At 72.2% G+C, this 22,114-nt stretch carries 18 protein-coding genes, 1 tRNA gene and 1 pseudogene; 8 read left to right on the forward strand and 12 right to left on the reverse strand.

Annotated features, from left to right (window positions below):
* Nucleotides 1–432 precede the first annotated feature (432 nt).
* The 3 genes from SNR22_RS10595 to SNR22_RS10605 form a co-directional block, all read right to left on the reverse strand.
* A tRNA-Met gene (locus SNR22_RS10595) sits at nucleotides 433–506 on the reverse strand.
* 71 nt (nucleotides 507–577) lie between these two features.
* On the reverse strand, nucleotides 578–3,565 hold the full coding sequence (locus SNR22_RS10600; RefSeq protein WP_320066345.1) for a UPF0182 family protein: 2,988 nt from the start codon (nucleotides 3,563–3,565) through the stop codon (nucleotides 578–580).
* Between the two features lie 112 nt (nucleotides 3,566–3,677).
* A complete protein-coding gene (locus SNR22_RS10605) occupies nucleotides 3,678–4,691 on the reverse strand; it encodes a PDZ domain-containing protein (RefSeq protein WP_320066346.1) in 1,014 nt (337 codons plus the stop codon).
* Between the two features lie 170 nt (nucleotides 4,692–4,861).
* Here SNR22_RS10605 and SNR22_RS10610 point away from each other — a divergent pair.
* Nucleotides 4,862–6,055 (forward strand): annotated as a pseudogene (locus SNR22_RS10610) (zinc-dependent metalloprotease); the annotation flags it as partial.
* Between the two features lie 312 nt (nucleotides 6,056–6,367).
* Here the strand turns inward: SNR22_RS10610 and SNR22_RS10615 are convergent.
* Both SNR22_RS10615 and SNR22_RS10620 read right to left on the reverse strand, forming a co-directional pair.
* On the reverse strand, nucleotides 6,368–6,967 hold the full coding sequence (locus SNR22_RS10615) for a hypothetical protein (protein ID WP_320066347.1): 600 nt from the start codon (nucleotides 6,965–6,967) through the stop codon (nucleotides 6,368–6,370).
* Between the two features lie 84 nt (nucleotides 6,968–7,051).
* Nucleotides 7,052–7,582 (reverse strand): M48 family metallopeptidase, encoded by a 531-nt coding sequence (locus SNR22_RS10620; RefSeq protein WP_320066348.1) that lies wholly within the window; start codon nucleotides 7,580–7,582, stop codon nucleotides 7,052–7,054.
* Between the two features lie 513 nt (nucleotides 7,583–8,095).
* Here SNR22_RS10620 and SNR22_RS10625 point away from each other — a divergent pair.
* The 3 genes from SNR22_RS10625 (at nucleotide 8,096) to SNR22_RS10635 (ending at nucleotide 10,967) form a co-directional block, all read left to right on the forward strand.
* On the forward strand, nucleotides 8,096–8,263 hold the full coding sequence (locus SNR22_RS10625) for a DUF5679 domain-containing protein (RefSeq protein ID WP_007464795.1): 168 nt from the start codon (nucleotides 8,096–8,098) through the stop codon (nucleotides 8,261–8,263).
* 206 nt (nucleotides 8,264–8,469) lie between these two features.
* Nucleotides 8,470–9,564 carry a hypothetical protein gene (locus tag SNR22_RS10630; protein WP_320066349.1) on the forward strand — a complete coding sequence of 365 codons (1,095 nt, stop codon included), beginning with the start codon at nucleotides 8,470–8,472 and terminating at the stop codon, nucleotides 9,562–9,564.
* A gap of 71 nt (nucleotides 9,565–9,635) precedes the next feature.
* Nucleotides 9,636–10,967, forward strand: a complete 1,332-nt coding sequence (locus SNR22_RS10635; protein WP_320066350.1) for an AarF/ABC1/UbiB kinase family protein — start codon at nucleotides 9,636–9,638, stop codon at nucleotides 10,965–10,967.
* A 370-nt stretch (nucleotides 10,968–11,337) separates the two neighbouring features.
* Here the strand turns inward: SNR22_RS10635 and SNR22_RS10640 are convergent, their stop codons facing one another.
* From SNR22_RS10640 to SNR22_RS10650, 3 genes are all read right to left on the reverse strand, one after another.
* On the reverse strand, nucleotides 11,338–11,703 hold the full coding sequence (locus SNR22_RS10640) for a WhiB family transcriptional regulator (RefSeq protein ID WP_320066351.1): 366 nt from the start codon (nucleotides 11,701–11,703) through the stop codon (nucleotides 11,338–11,340).
* A gap of 128 nt (nucleotides 11,704–11,831) precedes the next feature.
* Complete coding sequence (locus SNR22_RS10645; RefSeq protein ID WP_320066352.1) at nucleotides 11,832–12,086, reverse strand: hypothetical protein; 255 nt, start codon at nucleotides 12,084–12,086, stop codon at nucleotides 11,832–11,834.
* 122 nt (nucleotides 12,087–12,208) lie between these two features.
* Nucleotides 12,209–14,380, reverse strand: a complete 2,172-nt coding sequence (locus SNR22_RS10650; protein WP_320066353.1) for an ATP-dependent DNA helicase UvrD2 — start codon at nucleotides 14,378–14,380, stop codon at nucleotides 12,209–12,211.
* An 88-nt stretch (nucleotides 14,381–14,468) separates the two neighbouring features.
* Between SNR22_RS10650 and SNR22_RS10655 the strand changes: the two genes are divergently transcribed.
* Nucleotides 14,469–14,711, forward strand: a complete 243-nt coding sequence (locus SNR22_RS10655; RefSeq protein ID WP_320066591.1) for a mycoredoxin — start codon at nucleotides 14,469–14,471, stop codon at nucleotides 14,709–14,711.
* A gap of 192 nt (nucleotides 14,712–14,903) precedes the next feature.
* Here the strand turns inward: SNR22_RS10655 and SNR22_RS10660 are convergent, their stop codons facing one another.
* Entirely contained in the window at nucleotides 14,904–16,196 is a 1,293-nt protein-coding gene (locus SNR22_RS10660) for an MFS transporter (protein WP_320066354.1), read from the reverse strand.
* Between the two features lie 229 nt (nucleotides 16,197–16,425).
* Between SNR22_RS10660 and SNR22_RS10665 the strand changes: the two genes are divergently transcribed.
* The 3 genes from SNR22_RS10665 (at nucleotide 16,426) to SNR22_RS10675 (ending at nucleotide 18,203) form a co-directional block, all read left to right on the forward strand.
* Nucleotides 16,426–17,403 (forward strand): helix-turn-helix transcriptional regulator, encoded by a 978-nt coding sequence (locus SNR22_RS10665; RefSeq protein ID WP_320066355.1) that lies wholly within the window; start codon nucleotides 16,426–16,428, stop codon nucleotides 17,401–17,403.
* Nucleotides 17,404–17,477: 74 nt separating this feature from the next.
* Complete coding sequence (locus SNR22_RS10670; RefSeq protein ID WP_320066356.1) at nucleotides 17,478–17,717, forward strand: DUF397 domain-containing protein; 240 nt, start codon at nucleotides 17,478–17,480, stop codon at nucleotides 17,715–17,717.
* Between the two features lie 216 nt (nucleotides 17,718–17,933).
* Nucleotides 17,934–18,203 carry a hypothetical protein gene (locus SNR22_RS10675; protein ID WP_320066357.1) on the forward strand — a complete coding sequence of 90 codons (270 nt, stop codon included), beginning with the start codon at nucleotides 17,934–17,936 and terminating at the stop codon, nucleotides 18,201–18,203.
* 210 nt (nucleotides 18,204–18,413) lie between these two features.
* Here the strand turns inward: SNR22_RS10675 and nudC are convergent, their stop codons facing one another.
* From nudC to SNR22_RS10690, 3 genes are read right to left on the reverse strand one after another with little or no spacing between them, the layout of a single operon-like run.
* Nucleotides 18,414–19,397 (reverse strand): NAD(+) diphosphatase, encoded by a 984-nt coding sequence (nudC, locus tag SNR22_RS10680; protein ID WP_320066358.1) that lies wholly within the window; start codon nucleotides 19,395–19,397, stop codon nucleotides 18,414–18,416.
* Nucleotides 19,394–20,737, reverse strand: a complete 1,344-nt coding sequence (locus SNR22_RS10685; RefSeq protein ID WP_320066359.1) for a pitrilysin family protein — start codon at nucleotides 20,735–20,737, stop codon at nucleotides 19,394–19,396. Before SNR22_RS10685 ends, nudC begins: the two co-directional genes overlap by 4 nt.
* The gene (locus SNR22_RS10690; RefSeq protein ID WP_320066360.1) at nucleotides 20,734–22,047 is read right to left on the reverse strand and encodes a pitrilysin family protein; all 1,314 of its coding nucleotides are present in this window, start codon (nucleotides 22,045–22,047) and stop codon (nucleotides 20,734–20,736) included. Before SNR22_RS10690 ends, SNR22_RS10685 begins: the two co-directional genes overlap by 4 nt.
* Between the last annotated feature and the right edge of the window lie 67 nt (nucleotides 22,048–22,114).

Genomic DNA, 22,114 nt, shown 5'->3' on the forward strand with positions numbered 1-22,114 from the left:
GAACCAGCCCAAGCCACCCCGGTCGGGGCCGAAGTCGGGCCGAAGTTGGCCCACTCGCGCCCACTCTCCGGCCCACTCGCGCCCATGATCGACAACCCGAACCAGACAGTGAGAGCCGACACAGTCCGGCCCCGGGCCCACATCGCGAGCGCCGCCTCACCCCCCCGGGCCCACAGCACGAAACACCGCCACCACCTCCAGCCCCACCACCCGCCGCCACGAGGGGCGGCAGCGGCGTTCACGGAGAGCGATAGCGGCGTTCACGGCTGCGTGTCGGGCGATCATCACGGACCCCGCCCCCGGCCCGCCGGCCCGCCGCCCGCCCTGGCCTGGCCTGGCCTGGCCGAAGAAAGTGCGGCATCGGGTCGAGGAAAGCCCACACCCGGGAAACGCGAAAGGCCCCGGAGTTTCCTCCGGGGCCTTTCCGACGAGTAGCGGGGACAGGATTTGAACCTGCGACCTCTGGGTTATGAGCCCAGCGAGCTACCGAGCTGCTCCACCCCGCGTCGACTCGTTAAGACTAGCGCACCGCCCGGTCCGGCCGCAAAACGGCCCTCCCGGGCGGCTCAGCCGCTGGTCAGCCGCCCGTTGACGCCGAGGGCGACGGGGCGGGACTGCCGCTCGGCGAGGCGCTCGGCGCCGGAGCGGCCGGGGTGGCCGGGGTGGCCGCCTGCTGCGCCTGCTGGAACGCGGTCATCGCCTCGTCCAGGGCCTTGAGCGCCTGGCCGTACCGCTCGAAGTCACCGGACGTCTGCGCGGCCTTCACCTCGGCGATGGCCGCCTGCACCTTGCCCGCCGCCTCGGCCAGTTCGCCGGTCAGCGGCGGTGCGGTGCTCCCGCCACCGGGTGGTGTGGTGGCGCCGCCGGCCGGCGGCGGGGTGCCGCCCTGGGGGGCCTGCTTGCCCTGTTCGATGAGCTGCTTGATGCCGTCGGTGAGGTTGTTGGCCAGTACCACGTACGACCCGCCGTCACCGTACGACAGCAGCACCTTCTGCAGCAGCGGGTACGCGTCCTGCTGATTGCTCTTCACGTACACCGGCTCCACGTAGAGCATCCCGTTGCCGAACGGCAGCGACAGCAGGTTGCCGTAATGCACCTGGGCCTGGTTCGAGGAGAGCAGGTTGAGCTGCTGCCGGATGTTGGCGTTGTTGGTCATCTGCTGGTGCACCTGCACCGGGCCGGAGACCCGGGTCTGGTCCGGCAGCTCCAGCACCTCCAACTGCGGCTTGCCGTCCACGTACGACCCGGAGATCAGCGCGGCGAGGTTCTGCCGGCCGTTCGGAGTGACCGCCGAGGTGAGTTGGAAGCGCGGCGCGGTCTGCCCGGGGAACTGCGTCCAGAGGTAGTACGGCGGCTGCTTCTGCCCGCCGTCCGGGTTGTCCGGCACGTTCGGCACCTGCCAGAAGTCCTGCGCGGAGTAGAAGTCGCCCGGGGCGGTCACGTGGAACTTGGTCAGCAGGTTGCGCTGCACCTTGAACAGGTCTGCCGGGTACCGCAGGTGCTCCCGCAGCTCGGCCGGGATCTTGTCCTTCGGCAGCACCAGGTCCCCGCCGAACGCCTTGTTCCACGCCTTCAGCACGGGGTCGGTGTCGTCGAACTCGTACAGCCGTACCGTGCCGTCGTACGCGTCGACGGTGGCCTTGACCGAGTTGCGGATGTAGTTGACGTCCTCCCGGGCGAGCTGGAACGTGCCCCGGCCGGTCAGCTCGTCGGTGGTCTCCGCCTGGAGGTTGACCCGTTCGGCGTACGGGTAGCTCGCGCCGGTGGTGTAACCGTCGACGATCCACTGCACCCGGCCGCCGACCACCGCCGGGTACGGGTCACCGTCGAGGGTGAGGAAGGGCGCGACCTTCTCCACCCGGTCGCGGGGGTTACGCACGTAGAGCAGCTTCGAGTTGTCGTTGACCGCCTCGGAGAGCAGGAAGTTCGACTCCTGCTCCTTGATCGCGTAGAGCAGCCGGCGGGTGAACGAGCCGATCTCGACGCCGCCCTCACCGGTGTAGGTGTAGTACTGCTCGCCGCCGGTCTGGGTCGGCCGGTCGAACTCGCCGTTGCGCTCCGGGTTCGACTGCCCGACGATCGCGTAGTCGTCCGGGCCCATCCGCTCGCCGTAGTAGATACGCGGCTGGCTGGCCGGGATCTGCTCGACCTGCGAGGAACACGCCTCCTGGGCCTTCTCACCGAGGAAGCCCGAGACGAAGTACGGCTGACCGCCACAGACCACCTGGTTGGCCGGCGCAGCCACCAGCCCGTAGCCGTGGGTGTAGACGGTGTGCCGGTTGATCCAGGTGTTCTGCTGGTCGGTCAGCTCGTTGTAGTTGACCTCCCGGACGCCGACCACGAAGTCGGAGGTCTTGTTCTCCACCGAGTACCGGTCGATGTCGAGCTTCGGGCCGAAGTCGTAGAAGCCCCGGACCTGTTGGAGCTGGGTGTACGTCTCGGAGACGAGCTGCGGGTCGAGCAGCCGCGCGTTCGTCACCACCGAGTTTTCGCCGCCCAGGTTCGCCTGCGGCACGAGGTTGCTCGCCGCGTACGGGGAGGTTTTCGTGTCGGCCAGCCCGAACGCCGCCCGGGTGGCCCCGATGCTGCGCTCGATGTACTGGGCCTCCTTGTCCTTGGCGCTCGGCTTGACCTCGAAGGTCTGCACCGCCCAGGGGTAGATCCCGCCGATGGCGACCGCGGAGACGCCGAGCAGGGCCAGCGAGATGCCCGGCCAGACCAGGTTCCGCATCACCGCGTTGGAGAACACGATGATCGCGATGGCCACCACGACCGAGATGTAGGCGAGGATCTCCTTGGCCGGCAGCAGGGCGTTGATGTCGGCGTACCCGGCGCCGTAGAGCTTCGCCCCCTCGTTGTACTCCAGCAGCATGGAGCGCCGGTCCAGCACATACGCGACGGCCTTGAGCAGGACGAAGACCGCGACGAGCGTGCTCAGGTGGGCCCGCGCGGCACTGGTCATCCGGTCACCGACGCCCTGCAACCGCACGCCGCCGAAGATGTAGTGCACGGCCAGCGCGCCGATCAGGGCGAGGACCACCGTGGTGAAGCCGACGCCGAGCAGGTAGCGCCAGAACGGCAGCTGGAAGACGTAGAAGCCGATGTCGATGCCGAACTCAGGGTCCTTCACGCCGAAGTCGCCGCCGTTGCGGAACAGCAGCCACTGGCTCCACCGGCTCTGCGCGGACAGCCCGGCGAAGAGCCCGACCACCACGGCGGCGAGGCTGATCCACAGGCCGAGCCGGGGACCCAGCACCATCCGGTACCGCTCCAGGGTGGCCTGCTCCAGCGAGTGGGGCCGCAGGCGGGGGCGCAGCCGGTGCGCCAGCCAGAGGTTGCCGCCGACGATCACGGCCATGGCGAGGCCGACGATGAGGAAGAGCAGCAGCCGGGTGACGAGCACACCGGTGAAGACCTCGGTATAGCGGACCTCGTCGAACCAGAGCCAGTCCGTCCACGCCTGCACACCCCAACCCAGCAGGGTCAGGAGCACGAACGCCCCGATCAGCACCCCGATCGTGACGCGTCCGCGTCGGCTCATCCTCGGCAGGGGGCTGCTACGCATGACCACTTTTGGCTCCGCATGCTCGATGTGATCGGCTCCGACCAGGCACACCAGAGTACGGGGTGTTCCTGACAGCGTCGGCGCACGGTCACGCCGGGCGGGCGCGAGCCGGTCAGCAGCGAGTCGGCTGGCCGCCCGCGCGGAGGGTCTCCAGAGCGGTCAGGGCTTCGTCGAGTGTGCCCACCCTGAGCAGCGGCAAGCCGGGCTGAGGGTTACGGACGGCCTCGGCGCAGTTGTCCTCCGGCACCAGGAACACCTTGGCCCCGGACTGCTTCGCGCCGACCAGTTTCTGGGCGATCCCGCCGATCGGGCCAACCTGGCCCTCGTCGTCGATCGTGCCGGTGCCGGCGATGATCTTCCCACCGGTCAGGTCGGCCGGCTGCAGTTTGTCCACGATCCCCAGGGCGAACATCAGGCCGGCGCTCGGGCCGCCGATGTCACCGAGGTCGATGGTGAGGGTGAACGGGTGCGGCTGCTGCTGGTCGATCTCGACGCCGATGCGCGGCCGGCCGTCCTGCTCCCGGCTGGTCACCTTCGCCGTCGCGGCGGCCCCGTCCCGGGTGTAGCCGATCGTCAGCGTGCTGCCGGCCGGCTTGGCCCGGATCAGCTCGGTGAGCCGGCCGGCGCTGGTCACCGGCGTGCCCTCGACCGAGGTGACGAGGTCACCGGCACGCAGCGCCCCGGCCGACGGGCCGTCCGCCGACACGACCTTGACCTGCACCTGGACCGGGTAGCCCAGCTCGCGCAGCGCGGCCGTCTCGGCGCTGGTCTGCGAGTTGCGGAAGTCCTCCTCGTTGCGCTGCTCGACCTCCTTGCGGGTCTCCCCCGGGGGGTAGACCAGCTCGCGCGGCACCACCGCTTCGTCGGACGAGAACCACCCGGCCAACGCCGAACGCAGCCGCACCGACGGCTGCACCCCGACCGTGGTCAGCCGGAGCTGCCCGGCGGAGGTGGACGTCGCCCGCCCGGAAACCTGGATGATCTCCTTGCCGTCGGAGGTGCCCAGCGTGTTCACCGTCGGCCCCGGGCCGAGCACCACATATGGGATGGGTGCCTTGAGCACACCGAAGCTGAACAGGGTGGTGAGCAGGGCGCCCAGGAGGACGGTCAGGCCGCGACGTCTCATGGCGCAGAGCGTACCGAGCGGCCCGACGGTGACGGCGACTTCGCCCTCAGCGCAACGCCGATGGCGGCGACCTGGGGCGCGGCCCGCGTACCGTAGACGTCGTGCCTGATATTCCGTTCGGTTTCGCGCTCCCGGGTGGGCAACCACCAGACCCCAACGATCCCGCGCAGATGCAGCAGTTCATGTCCCAGTTGCAGAACCTGCTCTCCGCGCCGGGCAGCGGGCCGGTCAACTGGGACCTGGCCCGGCAGGTGGCCGCCAGTCAGCTCGCCGCCTCGGGCGACCCGGCGGTGTCGCCCCACGAGCGCCACACGGTGGAACAGGCGCTACGCCTGGCCGACCTCTGGCTGGAGCCGGCCACCGCCTGGCCGACGGGCATTCGCACGTCGCTGGCGTGGAACCGCAACGAGTGGATCTACAAGACCCTGGACGTCTGGCGCAAGCTCTGCGATCCGGTGGCCAGCCGGATGGTCGGCGCGATGGGCGATCTGGTGCCGCCGGAGGCCCGTGCCCAACTCGGCCCGATGCACTCGATGATGACCACCCTCGGCGGCGCGCTCTTCGGCGGGCAGCTCGGGCAGGCGCTCGGCTCGCTGGCCGCGGAGGTGCTCTCCGCCGGCGACATCGGGCTTCCGCTTGGCCCGGCCGGCACCGCCGCGCTGATCCCGGCCAACATCCGGGCGTACGGCCAGGGCCTGGAGCTGCCCGAGGACGAGGTGCGGCTCTACGTCGCCCTGCGCGAGGCGGCACACCAGCGGCTCTTCGAGCACGTGCCGTGGCTGCGCGGGCACGTGTTCAGCACCGTCGAGACGTACGCCTCGGGCATCCGGGTCAACCGGGAGGCGATCGAGGAGGCCATGGGCCGGCTCGACCCGACCGACCCGGAGTCCATGCAGACGATCGCCCTGGAGGGCATCTTCACCCCGGAGGACACCCCGGCGCAGAAGGCCTCGCTGGCCCGGCTGGAGACCGCGCTCGCCCTGGTGGAGGGCTGGGTCTGCCACGTGGTGGACGACGCCGCGGGCGAGCGGCTGCCGAACGTCGTCCGTCTCGGCGAGGCGTTCCGCCGGCGGCGGGCGGCCGGCGGGCCGGCCGAGCAGACGTTCGCCGCCCTCGTCGGGCTGGAGCTGCGTCCGCGCCGGCTGCGCGAGGCCACGGCGCTGTGGGCGGCGCTGACCGAGCACCGGGGAATCTCGGGCCGGGACGCGGTCTGGGGCCACCCCGACCTACTTCCCTCCGACGACGACTTCGCCGACCCGGTCGCCTTCGCCACGGCCCGCCTCGACGTCGACCTCGACGACGAGCTGGCCAACTTCGACTTCAGCGCGCCGGGCGGCCCGGCGGAGCAGGCCCCCGGCACGCCCCCGCGCACCGAGGGCACGGACGGCAGCGGGAGCACGGACGGCACCGAGGGCACGGACGGCAGCGGGAGCACGGACGGCACCGAGGGCACGGACGGCAGCGGGAGCACGGACGGCACCGAGGGCACGGACGGCAGCGGGGGCAGCACCGACAAGTCCTGAGCCCGGCACCCGACCCCGCACCGGCGGCCGCCGTCGCACCCGCGTCGGCGGCCGTCGGTCGCTTCGCTCATGGTCAGGATGCTGACCGGCGGTGGACCCGGCTGCGACCGGCGAGGCGTACTTTCGCGCGGGCATCCGCGGCGGGCAGCGGCGTCAGCGGTGGTCGGAGAGCAGGGCGCGGGTCGCCTCCCAGCCCTCCACGGCGGGGTCGAGGCCGGCCAGGTCGGCGGGGCCCCGCATCCGCCGCCAGGCGGCGGTGACCGCCACGTCCCCGGGGTGCGGAGCAGCCCGGCGCACGTCGGCCGGGAGCGCGGCGTCCAGATCCACCTCCGGCAGCCACTGCGGCACGGGCAACCGCGACGCGATGCCGAGCAGGCCGGGACCGGCCCCCTCGGCGGGGGCCACCGCCACCGGGCGGGTGGTCAGCGGACGGAGCAGCTTGCCGACCGAGAGGCCGGGCAGGTCCGGGGCGTCGGCGGCGATGACAGCCGCCTGGTCGTACCCGGTCACCGCGCCCAGGACGGCGGCGGCGGTCGCGGTGGGCACCTCGTACACGGTCGTCCCGGGCCAGATGACGGCCTCGGCCAGCGAACGGTCCGCCGGGGTGGCCGCGATCGCGGTCTCCACCTCCTGGAGGGTGGCGAGCAGGTCCACCACGTCCTCGGCGAGCGCCGCCCGCCAGGCCACCGGGTCGATTCCCGGGGGCGTCCACGGCACCGGTCCGAGCAACGCCACCACCACACGTCTGACCACGCCCCGACCCTAGGCCGTCCGCTTCCCCGCCGCGCGCCCCGGTCCGGGCTGACGCCATGTCGCTGACATGGCGCAGTCGGTCGGTCAGTCGCCCAGCGGGTTGCCGGAGGCGGCGGCGACGCCCTCCAGGTATCCACGGGCCCGCTCGGCCTTGGGGTAGCGGCCGACCAGCGCCCAGAAGCGGGCGTTGTGGCTGGGAACGATGAGGTGGGCCAACTCGTGCAGCAGGACGTAGTCGATCACCCAGTCGGGCATGTCCTGGATCCGGTGCGAGATGCGGATGGTCCGGTCGGCGGGGGTGCAGGAGCCCCAGCGGCCGTTCTGGTTGGTCACCCAGCGCACGCTCACCGGGACTGCCCGGTCGCCGTACTCGGCGAAGTAGAGCCCGCGCAGCCGGGTGGCCCGGTCGAACAGCTCGTCGTCGGAGCGGGCGAGGCGCCCCTCCCGGGCCTCCAGCCGGGCCAGCATCCGGTCGACCCACTCGGTCTCCTCGGCCCGGGAGAACTGGTCGGGGATGAGCACCACGACGCGTTCACCGTCGCGGTAGGCGGACACCGTGCGTCGCCGACGCTGGCTGCGCCGGACTTCGACGACCGGCTTCCGCGCCCCTGCCATCATTGGGCCGCGCAGCCTCGGATTGCTGTCACGAAGGACAGCTAATGCGCACTGACCAGGGGTCCGCAAGGGTCAACACTACGACACGCGCCTGGAAAATCCTGGTTGGTGACCAAGAGTCCGAAAAAAATCCTTGCGGAACGTTACGAAGACGCTCCGTGACGGGTGGCGGACACGTCTCGGCCAGCGGGCCGGCTCACCCTCTCACCGTAAGTGATCATCGCCCCGGCCGCCCGCCGAGGACCACCCAATGGGGCTTCTGTGTGCTTTCACCCGGCGTGTCCCCGCCAAACTGACTTATCCGACCTAATTCGGCATGCACACTCTCGACGTCGACTTGCTCACAGTGTCGAAGCACGGCTGACATGGAACCGCCCGCACCTGGGTAGGGTCCGCGAACCAGCGGTCACGAGGGTGGCCGCGGAGAAATCCCAGCGCTGGCGCCCCGCGTGGCCCGCCGCTGGGCAACCGCCGGTACCGGATAGACCGGCGGACGAGACGAGGAGGGCACCCGTGGCCGACCAGGCCCAGACTTACAACGGTTACTGCGTCAAGTGCAAGGAGAAGCGGGACTTCGAGGGGCACGTCGAGGTCTCGAAGACCGGGATGAACATGGCCAAGGGCAAGTGTCCGGTGTGCGGCACAACAGTGAACCGCATCCTGGGCAAGGCCAAGGTCTGACCCCATACGGGTCCGGTGCGGGGGAGGGTGGCCACGGCCACCCTCCCCCGCCGCGTTTCCCGCACCCGCGGGTGTCGGCTGGCCGACATGGTTACCGGCCGGCTGTGGATATCTCGGCCTTTTCTGTGGACAAGCCCTGGACAGGGCGGTCCCCACCTGTGGACAACGGTCGACCGAAAGCGGGGACTCGGTAACGATTCGTCATCATGAGCCCTACCGTGTCGCCCCGGCCCACCCTGCTCCCCGGCCTGACCCGCCTCTGGCGGGACCGGCACACCCTCCAGCTCGGGCTCGGCTCGTGCCGAGCCGTCCTCGTCGAGGTGTCCAACCCCCGAGCCGTCCGGGTCCTCGACCTGCTCGACGGAACCCGCAGCGAACGGCTCGTCCTGGCGCACGCGGCCGACGTCGACGTGTCGCCGGACGAGGCGCGCGGGCTGCTCGACGCGCTGCGTGGCGCCGGGCTGGTCGTACCCGCGCACACGCTGCTCCCCCGTGACCTCGCCGGCCCGGCGCGGCACCGCCTCGCGGCGGAGGCCGGCGCGTTGGCCCTGGCCGCGCACGCCCTGCCCGGCACGCCCGCCCAGGTGCTGCGGCGACGTCGGACCGCACGGGTGCTGGTGACCGGCGGCGGCCGGCTCGGCGCCCCCATCACCGTCGCGCTCGCCCAGGCCGGGGTGGGGCACGTGCACCCTGATTTGGCCGGCTCCGTGCGCCCGGCCGACCTGGTCGGCACCGGGCTGGCCGCCGCCGACCTGGGTCGCCCGCTCGCCCCGGCGGTACGTGACGCGGTGGACCGGGTCGCTCCCGGCACCGCCACCCGCCCGCTGCGCCGCAGCCGGCCCGACCTCGTGCTCCAGCTCGGCGTCGACCGGCCGGCGGCGCTGCTCGCGGCCGGGTTCGCCCAGCGCCGGCAGCCGCATCTGCTGCTCACCCTGCGGGAGGGGATTCCGACGGTCGGCCCGCTCGTCCGCCCGCCGACCGGTCCCTGCCTACGCTGCGTCGACCTGTACCGGACGGACCGGGACCCGGGCTGGCCGGCGCTCGCCGCCCAGCTCGCCGCCGACGCGGCCGACCAGTCCTGCGGCACGGCCACCCTGCTCGCAGCGGTCGGGTACGCCGTCGCCGAGGCGCTGGCCCACCTCGACGGCGGAGTGCCGGAGACGCTGGGCTGCGCCGTCGAGGTGGCCGGCCCCGGCCGGCTGCGTCGGCGGACCTGGCCGCCTCACCCGTCCTGCCGGTGCGCCGGGCAGGGCCGGTGGCCGGTCGACGGAGGACGTCGCACGGGGGCGAGCAGCCCCTGATCCGGGGGGTGGGCGACCCCAGCCCGCCCACGAAGCAACCGGGAGGTCCTTGAGTCGGTCACAATGGCCGAGTGACCGACATCCCGCGCCGGGCCGTGTCCCGGACCGCCAAGCTCGCCGCTCTGCCGCTCGGCTTCGCCGGCCGGACCGTCCTCGGCATGGGTAAGCGTGTCACCGGCCTCGCCTCCGACGTGATCTCGGCCGAGATCCAGCAGCGCACCGCCGAGCAGCTCTTCAGCGTCCTCGGCCAGCTCAAGGGCGGGGCGATGAAGTTCGGCCAGGCCCTGTCGGTCTTCGAGGCCGCCTTGCCCGAGGAGATCGCCGCCCCCTACCGGCAGGCCCTCACCAAACTCCAGGAGGCCGCACCGCCGCTGCCCGCGGCCACCGTGCACAAGGTGCTCGCCGAGCAGCTCGGCCCGGCCTGGCGGGAACACTTCGACTCCTTCGACGACACCCCGGCCGCCGCCGCGAGCATCGGGCAGGTACACCGGGCCGTGTGGCGGGACCCGGACGGCGGGGCGTCCCGCGACGCGGCTGTCAAGATCCAGTATCCGGGGGCCGGCGACGCGCTACTCACCGACCTGAAGCAGCTCTCCCGCCTCGGCGGGATGTTCCGGGCCATCCAGCCGGGCCTGGACGTCAAGCCGCTCCTGGTCGAGCTGCGCGAGCGGATCACCGAGGAGCTGGACTACGAGCTGGAGGCCGAGTCGCAGCGTGCTTTCGCCGCCGCGTACGCGGACGATGAGGAGATCTTCATCCCGGCGGTGTTCACGGCCACCCCCCGGGTGCTGGTCACCGAGTGGATCGGGGGCACCCCACTTGCCGAGATCATCCGGGAGGGGACGGAGAAGAAGCGCGACGAGGCCGGCCGGCTGATGGCGATCCTGCACCTCTCCGCGCCGGCCCGGGCCGGACTGCTGCACGCCGACCCGCATCCGGGCAACTTCCGGTTGCTGCCGGACGGCCGGCTCGGCGTGATCGACTTCGGTGCCGTGGCCCGGATGCCGGAGGGGACGCCCGAGCCGATCGGCCGGCTCGCCGGGCTGGCCCTACGTGGCGAGGCCGACGCCCTGGTCGAGGGGCTGCGCGAGGAGCGCTTCGTCAAGCCAACCGAGCCGATCGACGCCCAGGCCGTGCTCGACTTCATCCGGCCCATGCTCGGACCGGTCGCCACCGACGAGTTCCGGTTCACCCGGGCCTGGCTGCGGTCCGAGGCGACCCGGTTGGCCAGCCCCCGCTCGCCGGCGTACCAGCTCAGCCGGCAGCTCAACCTGCCACCGTCGTACCTGCTGATCCACCGGGTGACGCTCGGCTCGATCGGGGTGCTCTGCCAGTTGGAGGCCAAGGCGCCGTACCGGTCGATCCTGGAGCGCTGGCTGCCGGGCTTCGCCCCGGCGGGCTGACCCGGCGGACCGGCGCGAAAGCCAGGCGCGACAGTCAGGCTGGCAGCTGGCGGGCAGGCGCGGCAGACGGACGCAGGGGCGTGCCGGCCGGTCGGCCGACGCGCCCCTGCGTGTTCGGGTTCGGATACGGGTTAGAGAACGCCCAGGTCACGAGCCGACTGGCTGCGGCTTCCGATCGCGACGGTACGGGCGGAACGGGTTGCCTCAGTGCTCGTGGTGATACGACCGGCCTGAGGCCGGGGCATTCGGGCCCGGGACAACGCTTCGTGGAGTAGTTGCATCTCGATGGCTCCGTTGGGCAGGTGCAGCATGGCTCTCAGCTCTCTCGTGGCCGGTGTGGCACCGACGGGGATGGTGCGGATCGGGTGTGTCAGGCAGCAAGCCGGACGGTGTTACGCGACTGGGACAGCCCGCTGGCCGCCAGTCGCGCCTCGGCCTCGACCTTCAGTGCGGCGTCACGGGCGACGTCCTCCTTGCGCGGACGGCCGCGGGGCCGCTTGCGCGGGACGACCGCGCCACGCTCGAAGATCTCGCCGCCCCAGACGCCCCAGGGCTCGGCCCGCTCCGCCGCTCCGGCGAGGCACTCGACGCGCAGCGGGCAGTCCCCGCAGAGCGACTTGGCCAGCTCGAGCTCAGCAGGCGAGTCGGAGAACCACAGGTCGGGGTCGAACTTCCGGCAGGGCAGGTTCGCCTCCAGGTCGACGTTCACGTCGACGGGGGCCAACGCCAGACTCATCTCCCGGTCACCTCTCTCTCACTTCGATCACTCGGATCGGATTTCCGACGTACATCGGGGGCAAAAAACTAAGGCCGCGGATCCCGGTAGCGGGTTCCGCGGCCTCAAGGTGAGCCGGAGTCTGAAAATCAGACCGGTCTACCTCGAGGCGGAACACCGCGCACATCCGTGCGCTTCTTGGCGCCATCGACACCCATGGCCGTGGAGCCAATGGCCCCCTCGACTCCAGTCAGCGGCTCGACGGTCAGATTCAGCTCGGCCTGAACTCTGACCTGGTGCGCCCACGGAGCCGGCGGTCGAGCGACCGAGGCCGCCCGGACAGCCGACATTGGAGCCACGGCAGCGGGCATCGCCGCCGGACGCGCATAGGTGAAGATTTCCATTGGTGACACCTCCCTGACGTTCCTCGAAGTCGACTGTCTCCACCCCCTGAGCAGCCGGAATGGCGCTGCTCCCGAGGTGTGTCCTGAGGCTATTCCTCGCCCGGGGGCGAGGGCAAACGAATTTACGGATCGATTTCGAAAGTTTTCTCCGAGCAGACTTCGCCGACCGTCGCGCCCCCCACAAGGGCCAGCACGGGCTCGCCGTACAGGCCGATTTTGCGGGGGCCGATGCCGGCGATCGCGATCAGCTCCTCGGGCCGACCGGGCCGCCGTTCCGCCAGCGCGGTGAGGGTGGCGTCGGTGAAGACGACGTACGCCGGGACCTTCTGCGCCCCGGCCACCCGGGCCCGCCAGTCGTGCAGCCGCTCGTACAGGTCCTGGTCGATGTCGGACGGGCAGGTCGGGCAGCGGCCGAGCTTGCGGTCCGGGCCGGCGACGAGGGTCGCGCCGCAGATCCGGCAGGAGGCCACCTGGACGCGGCGACGCTCGACCCGCCGGGTAGCCGCACCGGCCCCGGTCACGGCCCGCTCCGGCCCGCCGCCGGAGGGGTCGAGCTGCGGCAGGAACCGCGACGGCCGCCGGGCCCGCCCACCGGGCGAGCGGGCCACCGCGTACGACAGCCAGAGCCGCTCACGGGCCCGGGTGATCCCGACGTAGAGCAACCGGCGCTCCTCCTCGACCTGCTCGGCGGTGCGGGCGTACGTGGTGGGCAGGGTGCCGTCGGAGAGCCCGACGAGGAAGACCGCGTCCCATTCCAGGCCCTTGGCCGAGTGCAGGGATGCCAGGGTCACCCCCTCCACAGTCGGCACGTGCTGCTGGGTGGCGCGGCGAGCCAGCTCGTCGTTGAAGTCGGCCAGCGTCACCGGGCGTTCCACCACGGCGGCCTCGCCGATCGGCAGCACCGGCGGGGTGGCCGCGTACTCCTCGGCGAGCTGGACCAGCGCGGCCAGGGCCTCCCAGCGCTCCCGGGCCGAGCCGCCGGCCGGGGCACCCTCGGGGGACCAGCCGACCGCCGACAGGCCCTCCACCACGGCATCACGCAGCGGCATGTCGCCGGGGATCGAGCGGGTGGCGGCGCGCAGCGCCACCATCGCCTGGCGCACCTCGACCCGCTCGAAGAACCGCTCGGCGCCCTGCACCACGTACGGCACCTCGGCCTCGGTGAGCGCCTTCTCGTACGCCTCGGACTGGGCGTTGATGCGGAACAGCACGGCGATCTCCCGGGCCGGGGTGCCGCCGGCGACCAGGGCTCGGCAGCGGGCCGCCACCGCGGTGGCCTCGGCCGGCTCGTCGGTGAAGATCCGCAGGTCCGGTTCGGGGCCTGCGGGGCGCTGACCGCGCAGCTCCAACCGCAGCCGGGCCTCGGTGCCCCGGGCCTGGGAGATCACCGCGTTGGCCAGCCCGACCACCTGCGGGGTGGAGCGGTAGTCCCGAACCAGCCGGACCACGGTGGCGCCCCGGTGCCGGCGTGGAAAGTCGACCAGGTACGCCGAGGTCGCCCCGGTGAAGGAGTAGATCGTCTGGCTGGCGTCGCCGACCACGGTCAGGTCGTCCCGGCCGCCGAGCCACGCCTCCAGCAGCCGCTGCTGCAGCGGGTTGACGTCCTGGTACTCGTCGACCACGAAGTGCCGGTACTGGGTGCGGACCTGCTCGGCCACGTCCGGGTGCTCCTCGATGCCCCACACCGCAGCGCGCAGCATGTCCTCGAAGTCGATCACCCCGTTGGCCCGCTTGAGCTTCTCGTACGCGGCGAAGACCTCGGCCACCCTCGCCGGCTCGTGCGGTGTGTCGCGCAGCGCCTTCGCCGCCGCGACGACGTACTCCCCCGGCTCGACCAACGACGACTTGGCCCACTCGATCTCGCCGGCCAGGTCCCGGGCGGCGGCCCGGTCGGCCCGCAGGCCGACCCGGGCGGCGGCGAGCGTGACCACCCGTGCCTTGCTGTCCAACAGCTCGGGCATCCCCCGCCCCTCCAGCAGCCGGGGAGCGAAGTAGCGCACCTGCCGCAGGGCCGCCGCGTGGAACGTCCGGGCCTGCACACCCTGCGCCCCGAGCACGGTGAGCCGGCTTCGCATCTCGGCGGCGGCGCGTGCGGTGAAGGTGACCGCGAGCACATGCCGGGGGGACACCTCGCCGGTCAACGCCCGGTGCGCGATCCGCGAGGTGACGGCTCGGGTCTTGCCGGTGCCGGCACCGGCCAGGATGCACACCGGGCCGGCCGGGGCAGTCACCGCGGAGCGCTGCTCCGGGTCCAGCCCGGCGAGCACCCGTTCCGACGCTGAATGAACCACCACAGCGAGGAATCATCTCAGCTCCGGCTGATGTTGCAGCGGTTAGCCTGGCCTGACCGGACCGGTGAAAGAGATCTTGGAGGACCTGATCATGTTGACGATGTACTCGACCCCGTGGTGCGGCTACTGCCACCGGCTCAAGTCGCAGCTCGACCGGGAGGGCATCGCGTACCAGGTGGTCGACATCGAGCAGGACACAAAGGCTGCGGAGTTCGTGATGGGCGTCAACGGCGGCAACCAGACCGTCCCGACGCTGCGCTTCGCTGACGGCAGCGCCCTCACCAACCCCTCCATCACCCAGGTCAAGCAGCACATCGCCACCCTGCCGAGCTAACCCCCACCCGCCCGCGCCCCGCCCCCACCCCGCCCCCACCCCGCCCCCACCCCGCCCCCACCCCGCCCCCACCCCGCCCCGCCCGCGTTCCGCGGGGGCGGGGCGCAGGCGGGGCGCGCACTTTCACGGAAAGAGTGGCCATTCCTGGCAGGAATGGCCACTCTTTCCGTGAATTGGTGGGGTGGGTGGGGGTCAGGGGGTGGGGTGGGTTGGGGTCAGGGGGTGGGGGACGCGGGATTCGGGGGCGGTGGGGGTGGGTGGGCGACGCTGAAGCGGGATGTGGGGCACGGTGGTGGGCGCGGGGGGTGGTGCGGAGAGACGGCGGCCCCGCCACAGGAAGACGCCGGCGGCCGTGGTGGTCAGGCCAACCAGCGCGAACAGCAGCCGGTAGTCGAACACGCCGACGAGCAGGGCGCCGGTCCCGATGGAGACCGCCTGGGGGCCGCTGATCAGCGCCTCCGACGCCGACGAGACCCGGCCGAGCAGGCCTGCCGGGGTACGCCGCTGGATGAGCGTGTTCAACCCCACCGTGATCAACGGAAGTGCGGCCCCGGCCAGCAGCAGGGCCGCGCAGCCCAGCCAGAGCCCCGGGCACGCCAGGGCGAACGCGGCGGGGCCGAAGAGTGTCACCCCGGCGGCCAGGGCGCCCACTTCCCCCGTGCGACGCACCACGGTGGCGGAGAACAGGCCGCCGACCAGCCCGCCGACGCCCTGCACGGTGACGAGTACACCGACGAACGCGGCGTCGCGGCGCAGCCCCTGGTCGACGTACGCGAAAATCAGCGACTCGGTGAAGCCCATCACCAGCGAACCGAGGCCGTAGCCGAGCAGCGCCCGGCGCAGCGCCGGATCGCCGGCCAGGTGCCGCAGCCCGGCCCCCACCTCGGCCGGCCATCGCAGGCCGGGGCCGGCCGACGGCGTTTCGGGCACCCGGAGCAGGGCAGCCACGGCGGCGGCCACGACGAACCCGGTCATCGCCAGCGCGGTCAGCAGCCAGCCGCCGACGGCGGCATAGAGCGCGGCCCCGGCGAGCGGCCCGATGAGTCGCAGGCCCTGGCGCACGGTCTGGAGCACCCCGTTGGCGTCGGCGAGCAACTCGACGGGAACCAGTTGTCGGATCAGCCCGCTGAGCAGCGCGCTCAGGGTCAGGTAGGACAGCCCGTACAGGGCGGCCACCAGGTAGATGGTCGGAACGTCGGCGCTCTCGGAGACCGTGAACAGCGGGGTGAGTAGGGCTGCGGTGGCGAGGTTCGCGGCGATGAAGAAGGGCCGCCGGGGGTACCGGTCGACCGCCCAGCCGACCAGCGGCGCGAGCACCATCGGCGCGATGATCGCGAAGATGGTCGCCCCGGCCAGCCCGTCGGAGCCGGTCAGGTCCTTCACCCAGATGGCGAGGGCGAGCAGCAGGATCGACTCGGCGGCCATGCTGGCCAGCAGAGCGCCGAACAGCAGGCGGAACTCGGGACGGCGCAGGACGGTGCGCATCGGTTTTCCTCTCGGGGAAGGTGGCGTGGGGCGACCCACGCGGGGGACGGCACGGTTCGGAGGCGACCCCGTCGTCGGGTTGGTCGCGCCATCTCCGCGCTCCTCTTTTCTGCGAGACACACCCCCGTCGGAGCTTCCGACGTCGGTCGCGCCGTCCATACTGGCCGTGGGGGGCGAATTTCATACAGTTACCGTCGCGTCTGCGGCGGTCGACGGAAAAGAGGACACCGTGCCTCCTGCCGGACCCAGCCCGATCATGCGTCGCCGCAGGTTGGGCACTGATTTACGCCGACTGCGCGAGACCTCCGGTCTCACCGGAGAGCAGGTCATCGCACATGTCGGCTGGGCCTCCGCGTCCAAACTGTCCCGCCTGGAGAACGGCCGCAGCCGTCCCGACCCCGACGACGTCCGCGCACTGCTGGAGCTCTACGGGGCCGGCGAGAAGGCGCGCACGGAGCTGCTGGGCATCGCCCGGGACGCCGGCGACATGCGTGGATGGCTGAAGAAGTACTCGGCGATGACCCCGCAGCAGCGCATCTTCGCCGAGCTGGAGGCGGGCTGCGCCGAGATCCGGGAGTACAACCCGGTCCTGGTCCCCGGGCTGTTGCAGACCCAGGGGTATGCCCGACTGCGGATCGTCTCGGCCCAACAGGTCGAGTCCGGGGCGGGCGATCAGGAGCCCAGCGAGGCCCCGGAGACCGAGGTGGCCGCCCGGCTGGCCCGCCAGTCGCTACTGGACCGTTCCAACGCGCCGCGCTACACGGCGGTGCTGGAGGAGGCGGCGCTGGGCCGACGGGCCGGCCCGCCGGAGGTGCTGCGGGAGCAGTTGCGGCAGCTCTGCGATCTGGCCATGTTGCCGCACGTCAGCCTGCACGTGCTGCCCAGGGATACCCGGATCGGCGACTGGTACCTCCCACCGACCGCGTTCTCGATCTATCTGTTCGCCGACCCGCTCGATCCGGAGACGTTGGCCATCGAAGGCGGCTTCACCAACGTCATGTCAACCGAGGCAAACGTCCTAAAACGCTATAAAGTGGTCTTTGAGTGGATGCGCTCGGCGGCGCTCTCCGAATCGGAAACCATCGACTGGCTCGTCGAGGCATCGGGGCGGCTGGCCGAGGCGGTGGGGTCGCCTGCGGCGGCCCACGGGTCGGCAACGGCGCCGGCCCAACGTCGCCGGCGCTCCGAACGCCTGACGGATCGGTGATCCATCACCGGATCGCCCCGTCCGGGTGCGCGGTACCACTCGTCCCGTCGGAGCAGTCCAGTCAGGAGCAGACCATGCACCACATCAGCGACACGTCGTCCGCACTCACCCGACAGTTGGCCGACGCCCGGTGGCGGACCAGCACCCGCAGCCAGACCTCGAACTGCGTCGAGGTGGCCCCGCTACGCGGCCGGCCGGCGGCCGTGGCCCTGCGCGACAGCAAGGACCGCGGCGGCCCCGTCCTGCTGTTCGACCGCGCCGGCTGGCGGGGGTTCATCGCCGGAACAAAGGACGGACAGTTCGATCTGAGCTGATCCGCCCGATCGGGTCGGGGCCGTCGGCGGGACGCCGGCGGCCCCGTCGTATGCCGGGTCCGCAACCCCGCTGAACAGGGTTCATCCGATCGAGGGACCCCACCAATCAATCGTCGGGTTTCACTTGCTGAGACGCCGGCCGGGCGTAGCATGTCGACAGAGTGACGTGGAACTTCCACTAAGTACCGTCCGTCACGGTCGCATCCGGAGACACCCATGCGGTTTCTGATCGTACGCACCGAAATCCGCGCCGCCGCCGACATCGACATCGTGGCCGCCTGGGCCGATGGCGGTCGGGTACGCGACGAGACCACCGCCCCCGAGCCGCGCCGCCAGGTGGTGCACGCCGAGGACCGGGAGGCTGCCCTGCTGCTGGCCCGGGCCCTGTCCGCGGTGGGTGCGGTCCGCTACGGGAAGCAGCGGGTCAAGGTACTCCCGCTCGACGACGTTGCCCTCGGCCTCCGCCGGTACGACTCCGGCGGCTGACCCCTCCGACGTCCGTCGTGGTCGGCCGGCTCCCCGCCGCAGTTCCCGCCTAACCCGACCACGGCGGCCCGTGTTCCCGGCCTGGGATCGTCGCGGCAACGGCGGTCCCGGGCCGGGACCGTGTCCGGGTTCCGCCAACGCCCGCGGACCCTCCGCCGGCCGGCAGCCGGAGCAGGACGCGGCTCGGGCAGAAACAGCAGCCTGGGCAGGTCAGCAGTGGCCGTCGAGCCAGCGGTGGATCAGGAACAACGCGATCGACGACGGCGGGGGCAGGGCCAGCTCGTCGCCCTTTCCGACGTCCACCCGACGCCCGGCAAGCACCGCGCCGATCTCCCGGCGGGTGAACCAACGGGCGGACGCGATCTCGGCCGGGTCCACGTGCACGGCGTGCTCCGGGTCGGCCAGGGCGACGAAGCCGAGCATCAGCGAGCCGGGGAACGGCCAGGACTGGCTGCCCACGTATGTGATCGCCTCGACCGTGACACCGACCTCCTCGTGGACCTCGCGCAGGACGGCGGCCTCGGCCGACTCGCCCGGCTCGACGAATCCGGCGAGGCAGGAGTAGCGGCGCCGGCCGGACGTACCGGCCCAGGTGACGTTGCTCCCGAGCAGGCAGCGCCCCTGGAGCCCGGCGACCCCGTCGTGCACCATGACGATCATCGCCGGATCGGTGCGTGGCCAGCTTCGACCACCGTCCGGATCGGCCCGGGACCAGCCGGCCTCGTCCACCTGGGTCCGGTGGCCGGTGGCCGGGGAGTAGCCGTGCCGGACGTGCCAGTTGATCAACGCCAGCGCGGTGGTGAAGATGCCGGCGTCCCGGTCGAGCAGCAGGTGGCCGACGTCGCGCAGGTGCGCCGCCCGGGTGCCCGGCAACTCGGGCAGCGGGCTGTCCACGGCGAAGACCGGCACGCCGTCCGGCTCGACGCCGAGAAACATCGGAACCGAGCGGGGCACCTGCGGCAGCTCGCCGGAGGCGAGGAGCACCAGCTCCGGCGGGGACCCGTCGCCCCGGACCAGGGCTCGCCCGTCGCTGGCCGAGTCGAGCACCAGCACCCGGGCACGCTCCCACGCCTCGGCCAGCCACTGCGGGTCGGCGCGCCGGTGCGCGGCCCGGTCCAGGGTGGACCGGGCCAGCGGCGGGGCGGTCTCGCCGATCGTCCCGGCGACCCGCACCGGCCCTCGCCGGGCGGTCACGGTCGGGCCGGCTCGGTGCAGACCGGGGCGAGGGCGGAGAGCATGGGGGTGATCCGCTCGGCGTCGCCGAGCACCACGGTGACCGCGCGCGCCGGGGCAAGGTAGCGCTGGGCCGCCTCCGCCACGTCGTCGACGGTGGCCTTCGCCAGCCGGGCAGCGTACTCGGCAAGAAAGTCCAGGCGCAGCCCGCTGCCCGCGTACGCGCTGGTCAGCGACGCCAGGCCGGCCTGGGTGGACATCCCGAGCTGAAGGGTGCCCAGGGCGTACTGGCGGGCCTGCTCCAGCTCCTCCGGCTTCGCCGCCACGGTGGCCAGCCGGCCCAGCTCGTACGTCGTCTCGAGCAACGCCGGCCCGGTGACCTCGGTGGCCACCTCGGCGGCGGCGATCAGCACCGACCCGGCCACCGAGTGATCGACCAGCGAGTGCGGGCCGTACGTGTAGCCCTTGTCCTCCCGGATGTTCTCCACCCAGCGCGAGGAGAAGTAGCCACCGAAGATCAGGTTGGCCAGTTGCAGCGCGGCGTGGTCGGGGTGGGTGCGGGGCACCGCCGGCAACGCGATCCGCAGCGACGACTGCACCGAGCCCGGCCGGTCGACCAGCAGCAGCGGGCCGGGCTCCAGCGGCGGAGCGGGCGGCAGCTCGGCGGTGTGGCCGGTGCCGGCCCAGGCCGACAGGGTCTTCTCGGCGGCGTCCAGTGCCCGCTCCGGCTGCACGTCGCCGACCAGGACCAGCACCGCGCCGGCCGGGTGCACCCGCTCGGCGTGCAGCCGGCGCAGCGCCGCCGGCCGGACCGCGTGCACCTGCTCCGGCTCGGGGGTCTGCACCGCGTACGGGTGCCGGCCGTAGATCCGCCGGAGCAGGGCGGTGTGGGCCAGGTAAGCCGGTTGACTGCGGGCCACCTGGATGCGGTCGACCAGCCGGTCCCGCTCGGTGCCGACCTCCTCGCCCGGGTACGTCGCCCCGGTCAGCACGTCGGCCAGGATCTCCAGCATCCGGTCCAGCCCGGTGACCAGCCCCGCGCCGGAGAGCATCAGCCGGTCCGGGTCGATGCCGGCGGAGAGCCCGCCGCCGACCGCCTGGAGCTCAGCGGCGATCTGCACGGCGGTCATCGACTCGGTGCCGGAGAGCATGGTCTGGGCGAGCATCGCACCCCGGGCCAGGTGGATCCGGCCGGCCGGCATCCACAGCCGCAGCTCGACCAGGGGGACGGCCGGGCGGCGTACCGCGATGACGGTGAGCCCGTTGCCGAGCGTGCGCTCGGCCTGCTTGGGCAGCTTCAGCTTGCGGTTCGGGCCGAGCGGCGGCAGCGACCGCACCCCGGCCTGGGTCTTCGTACTCACCTGAGCCCACCTCCGGGGATGACCTCGACGGATGCGCGGCGTTCCGGCCGTAGGGTGGCGGCGGCGGCCCGGATCTGCTCGTCGGTTACCTCGCCGACCAGCCGGGGCAGCTCGTTGAGCAGGCCCGGCTGGCCGCGTTGCTGTTCGAGCACCGCCATCCGCAGCGCCCGGCCGAGCGCCGCGTCGGTGTCGCGCAGCAGGTGGGTGGCCATCCGGGCCTGGGTACGGGCCAACTCCCCGCCGGTCGGGCCGTCGGTGGCCAGCCGGTCCAGCTCCTCGTCGATGGTGCGCAGCACCTTGTCCACGTCCCCGCCCGGCGGCAGGTGCGCCTCCAGCAGCAGCGCGGTGGGGTCCCGCACGTCGAACGGGTCACCCATGAAGCCGACGTACCCGCCGAGGCCGGTGACCGCGCGGTCCCGCTGGACCAGCCGCTCGACCAGTCGGGACGCGTCACCGTCGGTGAGCACCTCGGCGAGCACCACGTACGGCAGGTAGCCGGCGAAGTCGGTGATCGGGTCGGGCACCCGCCAGGCGGCGGCGAACGCGGGCAGCGGGGCGAGCGCGTCGGTGTATGAGGAGCGCCGCTCGGCGGTCAGGTCGGGCTCGGCGAAGTCGGGGCGCTCGGGAGCGGGTCGGGACGGCACGTCGCCGAAGTGCCGCTCGATCAGCTCGGTCGCCTCGGCGACGTCCACGTCCCCGCTGACCGCCAGCACGGCGTTGCCGCTGGCGTAGTAGCGGCGGAAGAAGTCCGCCGCGTCGGTGACGGTGGCCGACTCCAGGTCGTCAAAGGAGCCGTAGCCGTCGTGCGCGTTCGGGAAGGTGTCGAACATGACCGGCGGCAGGGTCAGCCAGGGGAACCCGCCATACGGACGGTTGAGCACGTTGACCCGGATCTCCTCCTTGACCACGTCGACCTGATTGCGCAGGTTCTCCTCGGTCAGCCGGGGACCGCGCATCCGATCGGCCTCCAGGAACAGCGCCCGTTCCAGGGCATTGCTCGGCAGCGTCTCGTAGTAGTCGGTGTAGTCGTGGTGGGTGGAGCCGTTGAAGGTGCCCCCCGCGCCCTGCACATGCCGGAAGTGGGCCAGCTTCTCGAGGTTCTCCGAGCCCTGGAACATCAGGTGCTCGAAGAGGTGGGCGAAGCCGGTCCGGCCCTCCGGCTCGGAGCGGATGCCGACGTCGTAGATCACCGCCACCCCGATCACCGGGGCACTGCGGTCGGGGGTGAGCACCACCCGCAGGCCGTTGTCGAGGGTGAACCGCTCGACCGGATACTTCGTCGCTGGAATTCTCGATCTCCGCGCCGCCACGTGGTCGACCCTAGCGCGTCGGCGCCGCCGGTAGCGGCGGCCTACCGCAGGCCGGGCTCGGCTGCGG

This window comes from Micromonospora sp. RTGN7, from assembly GCF_033804645.1.
In the GTDB taxonomy this organism is placed as follows: Bacteria; Actinomycetota; Actinomycetes; order Mycobacteriales; family Micromonosporaceae; genus Micromonospora.